This is a genomic window from Actinocorallia aurea, assembly GCF_054783995.1.
This window is the reverse complement of record NZ_BAAGPQ010000018.1, coordinates 89,395-99,317: the sequence shown is the minus strand read 5'-3', so window position 1 is coordinate 99,317 and position 9,923 is coordinate 89,395. Positions and strand designations below refer to the sequence as shown.

The window sequence follows — 9,923 nt, the reverse complement described above, 5'->3', positions numbered from 1 at the left end:
GGCCTCCGACTTCCCGACCCCCCTCCCCACCCCCCACCCCGACTACCTCCCCACCCTCCTCACCCGCCTGACGAAGCCATGACCGACCGACACGTCCGGCTCGCGCTCAGGCCACGGACGTACCCCCAAGGAACTCTTCTTCGTCGACACTCTGGGCGGCCTACCGCTTGGACCACCCGCGCCTGATCCGCCCCTACCCAGCTTCTTTGCCCGTCCCCAGCGGTCCGCCTCCATCCCCGGGGCCGCCGCCCCCTTGGTCACTTGTCCGGACCGGGTCGTGCAGGTCGTCGAGGGTTCGTCTCGTCCGGGCCCGGCATGCGCTGAACAGGGAGGTCTGTTCTGCTGAAGACAGGGCAGCCGAGTGCCTCTGACAGGGCTCGGCGCTGACGGCCGGTCAACTCGTTGGCGAAGACCACTGTGTCGGCGTCCGCGTCGGCTAGGCAGGTGGCTATCTCTCGCACCTTGCCGGTGGTCATGAGGGTCCGCGCGGAATAAGGGCGGTCCATGTTCGCCCGCCCTCCCGAAGAACCGTCTTTGCGGTGCCCCGAGATCCCGCGCCGCTGCACGAACCGCCCCACGGTGCGCCCACCTAGCCGCGCCACCTCGGCGGCAAGCGAGTCCATGACCTCGTGATGGTCCTTCCGCTTCGCGGAGAACAGCCCGGCGATGACCACGCCGCTCCCGTCGATCACTTCCCTTGGATCGAAGACCGTCAGGAAATCAGGTCTGCGCCGACGAAGCTTCTGACCGCGTGGGCGCCGCCGCGAGTACCGCATGACTCCCGAAGCTAGCAATGACCGCGCCACCACCCGGTCCTCGTTCCCCAGCTCCGGATGCGGGCGCGGCAGCCGCCCGCATCCTGAACAGGTACCGAGTCGGCTTGTCGTCCTCCACGGTGCACCCGTATCCGCGACCGTGGCCGGCACGTGTCAGCACTCGTCGTCCGCGATCCAGAGGAGGGCGGGGCCACCGACTGCATCGCCCGCCGAGAGGTAACGGGCGGGCACTGACATTACGGCCTGGTTGTTCAGCCCGCGGAAGGATGGATCGTCTGGTCGGACTCGCGTGCTCCCCGGGGCGAGTTCGGCGGGTGCCAGTGCTGAGGCGGGCATTTCGTCGGCGGTGTTGGCCTCCCGGTGAAGTCCTCGGCCACTCACCCGGAGCGGGGTGGCCTTCTCCGGCGTGCATAAGGGGTGCTGGGCTTTGATCGGGCAGGGCCGAGCGTGTCGGGACAGGGGCGTTCTACAGGGTCGTGGAGGAGGGAGGCGAGGGACTCGGCGCAGCGGCGGTCGTGGACGTCGGGTGGGGTGGTGCGGCCGACGGCGGGGACGATTCGGACACTCCGCAGAGAGCTGATCCGGTTCGGCATGTTCCTCGTGGTGACCGCCGAGCGGTCGCCGATCGGGCTGCTGACGGCGGTCGGCGCGTCGCCGGCCTGCGCACCCTCTGGATCTCCCACTCCGCTCGAAACCCTTCGCCCGGCCACGTCCCGTGGTGCTCCGATGCGGCTTTCGCCTTTCAGTTCTCGTCGGTGGTGGTCCAGCGTGTCTGGCGGCCGGAGGGGCGGGGGAGGGTGCCGTGGGCGAGGATCTGCTCGTGTATCTGGTCCAGGGCGGTGTGCAGGGGCGCCAGCAGGTCGGGGTCGAGCCCGTCGAAGAACATCTGCTTCACCAGGGCGGCGTGCCCGGGGGAGGCCTTGCGCAGCGCTGCGACGCCGAGCGGGGTCAGCACGGCGTCCGTCGCCCGTGCGTCGTCCCTCGATGGGCGGCGTTCGACCAGTCCGCGCGCCTCCATGCGCAGCATCTGGTGAGAGACCCGGCTGCGCTCCCAGCCGATCCGGATCGCCAGGTCGGTGAGCTGCAGCCGTCGGCCGGGGGAGTCGGCCAGCGCGTTGAGGACGTGAAAGTCCTGGTGGGAGAGGCTGCCGTCGGCTTGCAGCGCGCGGTTGATCTCGTAGTTGAGTCGTAGCGTCACCCTCATGTAGGCGAACCAGGTCGCTTCCTGCTCGGCCGTCAGCCCGCCGTCGGCCTGGCGGGCTGTCTGCTCCTCCGCGCGGTCCCGCCGGCCCTTCGACTTCGTCATGCGACCTGCCCGCCCCTCCATGAGTTCACCGGCGCCGTGCTCCCGGTCGACCAGGAGCGCCGAGGTGCAACGGAATTATTTACATGACACATCACGTTAGACGAAGCGTGAAACATCATGCAATGGACAGGGTGGGGGAGAACGGCGGATGGAGGCGGCGATGACGAACGCGGTCCTGCTCAGCGACTACGGAGCCCCGGAGGTGCTGGTTCCAGGAGAGATCGAGGTCGGCTCGCCGGGGCCGGGGCAGATCCGGGTGGACGTCGCGTTCGCCGGGGTGGGCCCGACGGATCTGGCGATCAGGTCGGGCCGGCTGAAGGGCGCGTTCGGCGCGCAGCCGGGATCGGTTCTCGGTTTTGAGGCGGCCGGCACGGTCGATGCGGTCGGCGCGTCGGTCGTCGACGTACGGCCGGGAGACCCGGTCGCGGTCTTCCTGCCCGACCTGGGCGGCTACGCCGCACAGGTCCTGGCCCGTCACTGGGTGCGCGTGCCGGAGCAGGTCGACATGCGGGACGCCGCGGCTCTACCGGCCTCGGGAGAGGCGGCGGCGCGTGTGGTCGATGCGGTCGGCGTCGCCTCCGGCGAGACGGTGCTGATCGTCGGGGCGGCGGGTTCGGTCGGGCTGATCGCCACCCGGCTCGCGGTCGCCCGCGGCGCCCGGGTGCTGGCCGCGGTCCGCGAGGAGGACTTCGCCCTCCTGGAACGGGCAGGGGCCACCCCGGTCGCCTACGGCTCCGGCCTGGCGGTGAACGCCCGCGCGGCCGCCGGGTCGGTGGACGCGGTCATCGACACATCCGGCGCCGGCGTGTTGGCCGCCGCGGTCGAGCTGGCCGGCGGACCCGGACGGGTGGTCACGCTGTCCGACCCGCGCGCCGCCGACTTCGGCGTCCGGCTGTCGGGCCCGGACGGCCCGCGCGTCAACGCACGGCTGCGCGTCGTCATGACGGCCCTGGTCGCGGGCGGGCTCACGCTGCGGTCCCGGACCGTCGCCCCGCTGGCCGACGCCGCACGGGTCCACCGCGAACTGGAGACGGGCGGGCTGCGGACCAAAGTCCTGCTGTCCACGCAGGGCTGAGACAATCGACAGGAGCATCATCATGGGTCAGCTGGACAACAAGGTCGCCCTGGTCACCGGTGGCACCTCGGGGATCGGCCGGGCGACGGCACAGCGTTTCGCCGAAGAGGGCGCGTTCGTCTTCGTCACCGGCCGCCGCCAGGCCGAACTCGACGCGACCGTCGAGACGCTGGGTGACAACGGCCGGGGAGTGCGCGGGGACATCTCCCGCCCCGAGGACCTCGCGGAGATCTTCGCACGGATCCGCGAGCACGGACGCGGCCTCGACGTGCTGTTCGCCAACGCGGGCGGCGGGTCGTTCGCCACTCTGGCCGACGTCACCCCCGAACACTTCGACGTGACCTTCTCGATCAACGTGCGCGGCACGCTGTTCACCGTGCAGAAGTCCCTTGAGCTGCTCAACCCGGGAGCGTCGGTCATCCTGGCCGGTTCGACCGCGGCCACCAGCGGCACGGCGGCGTTCGGCGTCTACGCCGCGAGCAAGGCAGCCATTCGGTCGTTCGCCCGCACCTGGGCGGTGGAACTGGCCGACCGGGGCATCCGGGTGAACACGATCGTGCCGGGCCCGATCGAGACCGAGGGCCTGCGCGGGCTGGCTCCGGACAAGGCCTCGGCCGACGCCCTCGTCCGCCAGCTCGGCGACTCCGTGCCGCTCGGCCGCCCGGGACGGCCGGAGGAAGTCGCCAGCGCGGTGCTCTTCCTCGCCTCCGACCAGAGCAGCTTCGTCACAGGCAGCGAACTGTTCGCCGACGGCGGCGACGAACAGCACTAGGTCCCTCCGAGAACCGCCACCGTCACCATCGGTGAAAGGAGATTCCCGTGCCCGGAAACGCCCCGCCCCTACTGGAACCGGTCACCCGAGCGTCAACGAGGTAGGCCGGAGCGGCCCCGGAAGGTTCGGGGCCGCTCTCTGGCGTTGCGGGCGGGCTGCCGACCTGCGGGTTTCGGGTGCGAGAGGGTCGCCTATCCGCGTTGACGCTCAGGGCCGGGAACATCCTCAGGGATGTCCGACCTGTTCTTCGCCTTCGCGCCGGCCAGCTCAAGGAAGACCGCCAGGGACAGGTAGACGTGCATCGAGGTGACCACCCGGTCCATCGGCCGCCCGGCGTGCCCGGGTTCTCCGCTGTGCCAGTATTCGCACGCCCGCTCGGCAGGCTTCGGTGGGGGAGGGCAAGGGCTGTGGCAGGCCGGGATCGGTCGATTCGGCGGAGGTCGCGTTCATCATGCTGTAAAAGGCGCAACCTAGGGTGCTGGACATGACGGTGCCGTTCGAACTCGATCTCGGGAGGGTGCTCGGGGCCGCCGAGCCGTGGGCGGCGCTCGGCCCCGAGCGGGAGAAGGGCTGGGTCGGCAGGAGCCCGTTCGGGTTGCACGTGCTGACCCTGGACGCGGCCGTCGAGCTGCTGCGGGACCGCAGGTTCGAGATCGACGTCACGAGTGTGCTCGACGCGGCGGAGATCACCGATCCGGCGGTGCGCGCCGGGTGGCTTTCGGCGCTGCTGTCGTCGCCGCCCGACGTGCACGACAGGCTGCGCAGACTCGTCGCGCCCTACTTCAGCCGGCGGGTGGTGACGTACCTGCGCGAGTACGTCGTGGAACTCATCGAGCGGCTCGCGGAGCCGCTCCCCGGGGCGGGCGCGGTGGACGTCGTGGCGGAGCTCACCGAGAGGATCCCGCCCGTGGTCTTCGCACGGCTGATCGGCGCCCCTGAGAAGGACGCGGGCAGGATCGCCCGCTGGTCCGCGACGATCGTGCGGGTCTTCGCCCGAGATCCCGCCCTCGCGGGGGAGATCGAGGCGGCCGAGCGCGAACTCGGCGGCTACGTGGACGCGTTCGTCGAGGCGCGCAGGGCCGCCCCGGGCGGGGAGGACATGGTGTCCGCGCTGCTCGCGGCGGAGGAGGCCGGGGACCGGCTGTCGCCGGAGGAACTGCGCGCCGTCGTCGTCGAGGTGCTCAAGGCGAGCGCCGACAGCACCGCGAGCGCCATGTCGGCGCTCCTGTACGCGGCGGCGCTGCACCCCGAGAGCTGGCGCGACCTGCGCGAGGATCCGAGCCGGATCCCCGCGTTCGTCGAGGAGGTCGGGCGGGTCTGGCCGCGGATCGTGCACACCTCGCGGACGGCGCAGGTCGACGTCGAGTGGCGCGGTCTGAGCCTGCCCGCCGGGACCGAGGTGCACGTGGCCGTGCCCAGCGCGCTGCGCGACCCGGCGGCCTTCCCCGATCCGCTGCGCTTCGACCCCGGCCGTGCCTTCCCCGCCGCGCACAACCTCAACTACGGCAGCGGAGCACACCTGTGCGTCGGCGCGGCGCTCGCCCGCATGGAACTGGGCGCTTTCCTCGAAGTGCTCACCCGCCGCTGGAAGCACGTCGAGCTCGCCGGAGAGCCGCGCATCACCACGGGCTTCGGCGCCGTCACCTTCGAGTACCTGCCGCTCAACGTCACCGCCGACGGGACACGACCCGGCTGATCCTCCCGGGGCGACCGGCCCCGCACCGACCAGTTCGAAGGGCGGCTCGAGTCGTCTGCGCCGGTCGGTCGGCAGGGGCGGGGGTACTAGGGAAATGGGGGATTGGGGATAGCGTACGGCGGCATGAGGGTGATTGAGGCGAAGGGCCGGGTGGTCGGGGTCGCCGGGGCCCGGCGCCGACGGGTGGCGGGGCTGGGGGCGCTCGCCGGTCTGCTGGTGGTGGCGGGGGTCGCCTCGCTGGTGGTGGGGGCTCGGGCGCTGAGTCTTTCGGAGGTCTGGTACGGGCTATGGGCGGCGCCGGAGGCCGATCAGCGGCTTTCGGAGATCAGGCTCATCGTGCAGACGGTGCGGGTGCCGCGGACGGTGCTCGCGGTCGTCGCGGGGATCGCGCTGGGGGTGAGCGGTGCGCTGATCCAGGGGCACACGCGCAACCCCATCGCCGACACCGGGCTGCTCGGGCTGAACACGGGGGCGTCGTTCGCGGTGGTGTCGGCCGTCATGTTCTTCGGCCTCACCAGTCCGTTCCAGTACGTCTGGTTCGCCTTCGCGGGGGCGGGGCTCGCGGGCGTCGTCGTCTTCGGGCTGTCGAGCATCGGCAGGGGGGCGGGCAATCCGCTGACGCTCGCGCTGGCGGGCCAGGGCGTCACGGTGTTCCTCCTGGCGATGACGACCGCGGTCGCCCTCTCGGACCAGGCGGCCCTCAACGCGCAGCGCTTCTGGGAGGCGGGTTCGGTCGCCGGGGTCGGCTTCGGCGTCATCTGGCCGGTGACCGGATTCATCGTGGTCGGCCTGGTCCTCGCGCTGACGACGCTGCCCGCGATCAACCTGCTCAATCTCGGTGACGACGTGGCCCGCGGCCTCGGCGTGAACATCGCGTTCAGCCGGACCGTCGGCATCCTGTCCATCACCCTGCTCGCGGGCGCGGCGACCGCGGCGTGCGGCCCCATCGCGTTCCTCGGGCTCATGGTCGCGCACGTCGCCCGCTACCTGACCGGCCCGGACTACCGCTGGCTGGTGCCGTACGCGGGCCTGCTCGGCGCGGTCGTCCTGCTGGTCTGCGATGTCGTCGGACGGGTGGTGGCGCGGCCCGGCGAGTTGGCGGCGGGCATCGTGGTCGCGCTGGTCGGCGCGCCCTTCTTCGCGGTTCTGGTCTGGCGAGGGAAGTTGAAGAACGCATGAGCGAGACAGCGGTGAAGCGGCCGATGACGCCGGGTGTGCGCCTGGGCCCGGTGTCCTTCGTGTGGCGCCCATGGGTGCTGCTCGTCGCGCTGGTCCTGGCGGGCGCGACGTTCCTGGTGTTCTGCGTGTCGATCGGCGTCGGCGACTTCCCCATCGCCCTGCCGCAAGTGATCGCGACGATCTTCGGGCGGGGCGAGCCGGTCGACGAGTTCATCATCATGGACCTGCGGATGCCGCGCGCCCTCGTCGGCCTCGTCGTGGGGATCGCGCTCGGCGTCTCGGGGGCGCTCACCCAGTCGATCGCGCGCAACCCCCTGGCCAGCCCGGACATCCTCGGCGTCACCGCGGGCGCGAGCGCGGCGGCGGTCTTCCTCATCACGGTCTCCGGCGGGGCCGCCTCGGCGATCCTCGGCACGGTCGGCCTGTCCACGGCGGCGCTCGCGGGCGGTCTCGGCACCGGCCTGCTCGTGTACTTCATGGCGTGGCGGCGGGGCGTCAACGGCTTCCGCCTCATCCTCATCGGCATCTCGGTGAGCGCCGTCATGGACGCGATCACCACGTGGCTCCTGGTGAAGGCCGACATCCGCGACGTGGCGCTGTCGCAGGCGTGGCGGGTCGGCTCGCTGGAGGCGCGGTCGTGGAGCGAGGTGTGGATAGCGCTGTGGGGCACGCTCGCGATCCTGCTCGTGGTGGCTTACGCGGCGTTCCATCTGAAGCCGATGCACTTCGGCGACGACGTCGCGGCGGGCCTCGGCGTTCGGTTCTCAGCTGTGCGCGCCGTGCTGATGCTGTGCGCGGTGCTGCTGGCCGGGTTCGCGGTGAGCGCGGCGGGCCCGGTGCCGTTCGTGGCACTGGTCGCGCCGCAGGTCGCGATGCGCCTGTCGCGGTTCCCGACGCCGCCGCTCGTCGCCTCCGGGCTGGTCGGCGCGCTGCTGCTGATCGGCGCGGACCTCGTCGCGCGCACCGCCCTGCCCATGACGCTTCCGGTGGGCGTGGTCACCGCGATGATCGGCGGGCCGTTCCTCGTCTACCTGCTGGTTCGAGCAAATCTCAAGAAGAGGGCTTAAAAAGGATAGCCTTACCTAAATAGAGTGGTCCTGTGACCGCTCAGTACGCCCCCGAAACAGCCTCCCCGGACGCCGTGCGGCTCTCCGCCGAACGCGTCACCGTCGGCTACGGCGGACGGGCCGTCATCGACGGCCTGGACGTCGCGATCCCGCCCGGGGTCATCACCACCATCATCGGCCCGAACGGCTGCGGGAAGTCCACCCTGCTGCGGACCCTCGCGCGGCTGCTGAAGCCGTCCAAGGGCACGGTCGTACTGGACGGCGAGGACATCGTCAGGTTGAAGACGAAGGAGGTCGCGAAGAAACTCGGCCTCCTTCCGCAGACGCCGGTCGCCCCGGAGGGGCTGACGGTGTCGGATCTCGTCGCGCGCGGCCGCCATCCGCATCAGAGCTGGATGCGCCAGTGGTCGTCGGACGACGCCGAGGTGGTGGAGCGCGCGCTGGAGCTGACGGGCGTGGCCGATCTGGCCGACCGTCCGGTGGACTCGCTGTCCGGTGGGCAGCGCCAGCGGGTGTGGATCTCGATGACGCTGGCGCAGGGGACCGACCTGCTTCTGCTCGACGAGCCGACGACCTACCTGGACCTCGCCCACGCGCTCGACGTCATCGACCTGGTGGACGACCTGCACGAGTCGGGTTGCACGGTCGTCATGGTGCTGCACGATCTCAACCTGGCGATCCGCTACAGCGACAACCTCGTCGTCATGAAGGCGGGGGCGATCCTCGCGCAGGGCCATCCCCGGGACGTCGTCACCGCTGAGCTGCTGCACGAGGCGTTCGGCCTGCGTGCGCGGGTGATCGACGATCCGGTGAGCGACCGTCCGCTCATCGTTCCGATAGGCCGCACGCACGTCCACGCCGACCTCGACAATGAGTAAGGTTAGCCTATCCTAAGTAGGCGTGTTAAGGTCATCCCTGCCTCATCCCCCTTTCAGGCAAAGGAACTTGCATGCGTCCTCCGACCTTCAGCTTGCGCAGGGTCGCCGCGGCCCTGTCCGCCGCCGTCCTCAGCCTGGGCCTGCTCGCGGCCTGCGGCTCCGACGAGAAGGAGGAGCCCGGCACGGCCCCCTCGTCGTCCGCCGCCGGCGGTGCCTTCCCGGTCACCGTGGAGCACTTCTTCGGCTCGACCGAGGTCGCCAAGGCGCCCGAGCGCGTCGTCACCGTGGGCTACACCGATGACCAGACGGTGCTCGCCTGGGGCATCAAGCCGGTCGGCATGGTCGACCAGTACCCGAACCCGGCCGGGCAGTCGCCGGACATCAACACCCAGTGGCCGTGGGTGAAGGACCTGTGGGGCGACACCAAGCCCGAGGTCATCATGGCCAACGGCGACGCGGGCCCGAACTACGAGAAGATCGCCTCGCTGCGCCCCGACCTGATCATCGCGGTGTACTCCGAGATCGACCAGGCCGCCTACGACAAGCTGTCGAAGATCGCCCCGACGGTCGGCCGCACCAAGACCGAGACCGAGCCGTTCAGCGCCCCGTGGCAGGACAACGTCCTCCAGATCTCCAAGGCCGTCGGCCAGGAGGCCGCCGCGAAGGAGAAGATCGCCGCGATCCAGGGCCAGATCGACGCCGCCAAGCAGGCGCACCCCGAGTGGGCCGACAAGACCGCCGTCGCGCTGTCCTGGTACAAGGACGCCGTCGCGCCCTTCACCACCACCGACGTCCGCGGCCGCATCGTGACCGGCATCGGCTTCAAGGGCACCACCGAGATCGACGAACTCGCCGACGGCAGCTTCTACACCACGCTGTCCCCTGAGCGCATCGACCTGATCGACGTCGACCACATCTTCGTCATCAACGACCAGGCCGACATCGACGCCATCAAGAAGTTCGAGCTGTTCGCGAACCTGCCCGCCGTCAAGGCCGGCAACGTCTCGTACCTGCTCGACAGCGAGGGCCCGGCGGTCGGCGCGGCGGTCTCGCAGGGCACCCTGCCGTCGATGCCGTACGCGGTCGACGAGATCGTCAAGTCGGTCAAGTGACGAAGGCTCCGCACGTGTCCCGCCCCCGGACCTCCCCGGTCCGGGGGCCGGGTTCTCGAAGC

9 protein-coding genes are annotated in these 9,923 nt (G+C 70.8%); 7 read left to right on the top strand and 2 right to left on the bottom strand.

The window, feature by feature from the left end; genetic code table 11:
* Nucleotides 1-257: 257 nt before the first annotated feature.
* A complete protein-coding gene (locus tag ACYVOM_RS23160) occupies nucleotides 258-776 on the bottom strand; it encodes an HflX-like GTP-binding protein (protein ID WP_460305564.1) in 519 nt (172 codons plus the stop codon).
* 742 nt (nucleotides 777-1,518) lie between these two features.
* Nucleotides 1,519-2,082: a MarR family winged helix-turn-helix transcriptional regulator gene (locus ACYVOM_RS23155; protein ID WP_460305563.1), complete on the bottom strand. Its 564-nt coding sequence runs from the start codon at nucleotides 2,080-2,082 to the stop codon at nucleotides 1,519-1,521.
* 160 nt (nucleotides 2,083-2,242) lie between these two features.
* Between ACYVOM_RS23155 and ACYVOM_RS23150 the strand changes: the two genes are divergently transcribed.
* The 7 genes from ACYVOM_RS23150 (at nucleotide 2,243) to ACYVOM_RS23120 (ending at nucleotide 9,861) form a co-directional block, all read left to right on the top strand.
* Entirely contained in the window at nucleotides 2,243-3,157 is a 915-nt protein-coding gene (locus ACYVOM_RS23150) for an NADP-dependent oxidoreductase (RefSeq protein ID WP_460305562.1), read from the top strand.
* Nucleotides 3,158-3,179: 22 nt separating this feature from the next.
* The gene (locus tag ACYVOM_RS23145) at nucleotides 3,180-3,929 is read left to right on the top strand and encodes an SDR family NAD(P)-dependent oxidoreductase (RefSeq protein ID WP_460305561.1); all 750 of its coding nucleotides are present in this window, start codon (nucleotides 3,180-3,182) and stop codon (nucleotides 3,927-3,929) included.
* A 484-nt stretch (nucleotides 3,930-4,413) separates the two neighbouring features.
* Nucleotides 4,414-5,625 (top strand): cytochrome P450, encoded by a 1,212-nt coding sequence (locus tag ACYVOM_RS23140; RefSeq protein ID WP_460305560.1) that lies wholly within the window; start codon nucleotides 4,414-4,416, stop codon nucleotides 5,623-5,625.
* Between the two features lie 123 nt (nucleotides 5,626-5,748).
* On the top strand, nucleotides 5,749-6,804 hold the full coding sequence (locus tag ACYVOM_RS23135; RefSeq protein WP_460305559.1) for a FecCD family ABC transporter permease: 1,056 nt from the start codon (nucleotides 5,749-5,751) through the stop codon (nucleotides 6,802-6,804).
* On the top strand, nucleotides 6,801-7,871 hold the full coding sequence (locus tag ACYVOM_RS23130) for a FecCD family ABC transporter permease (protein ID WP_460305558.1): 1,071 nt from the start codon (nucleotides 6,801-6,803) through the stop codon (nucleotides 7,869-7,871). The genes ACYVOM_RS23135 and ACYVOM_RS23130 overlap by 4 nt, the downstream gene beginning before the upstream one ends.
* Before the next feature lie 32 nt (nucleotides 7,872-7,903).
* On the top strand, nucleotides 7,904-8,749 hold the full coding sequence (locus ACYVOM_RS23125) for an ABC transporter ATP-binding protein (protein WP_460305557.1): 846 nt from the start codon (nucleotides 7,904-7,906) through the stop codon (nucleotides 8,747-8,749).
* Nucleotides 8,750-8,820: 71 nt separating this feature from the next.
* A complete protein-coding gene (locus tag ACYVOM_RS23120) occupies nucleotides 8,821-9,861 on the top strand; it encodes an iron-siderophore ABC transporter substrate-binding protein (RefSeq protein ID WP_460305556.1) in 1,041 nt (346 codons plus the stop codon).
* Nucleotides 9,862-9,923 lie beyond the last annotated feature (62 nt).

Bases quoted from the DNA above. Each gene is read 5' to 3' on its own strand.
- ACYVOM_RS23155 (WP_460305563.1), bottom strand. From the start codon at position 2,082: ATGACGAAGTCGAAGGGCCGGCGGGACCGCGCGGAGGAGCAGACAGCC.
- ACYVOM_RS23135 (WP_460305559.1), top strand. From the start codon at position 5,749: ATGAGGGTGATTGAGGCGAAGGGCCGGGTGGTCGGGGTCGCCGGGGCC.
- ACYVOM_RS23150 (WP_460305562.1), top strand. From the start codon at position 2,243: ATGACGAACGCGGTCCTGCTCAGCGACTACGGAGCCCCGGAGGTGCTG.
- ACYVOM_RS23130 (WP_460305558.1), top strand. From the start codon at position 6,801: ATGAGCGAGACAGCGGTGAAGCGGCCGATGACGCCGGGTGTGCGCCTG.
- ACYVOM_RS23145 (WP_460305561.1), top strand. From the start codon at position 3,180: ATGGGTCAGCTGGACAACAAGGTCGCCCTGGTCACCGGTGGCACCTCG.
- ACYVOM_RS23140 (WP_460305560.1), top strand. From the start codon at position 4,414: ATGACGGTGCCGTTCGAACTCGATCTCGGGAGGGTGCTCGGGGCCGCC.
- ACYVOM_RS23120 (WP_460305556.1), top strand. From the start codon at position 8,821: ATGCGTCCTCCGACCTTCAGCTTGCGCAGGGTCGCCGCGGCCCTGTCC.
- ACYVOM_RS23160 (WP_460305564.1), bottom strand. From the start codon at position 776: ATGCGGTACTCGCGGCGGCGCCCACGCGGTCAGAAGCTTCGTCGGCGC.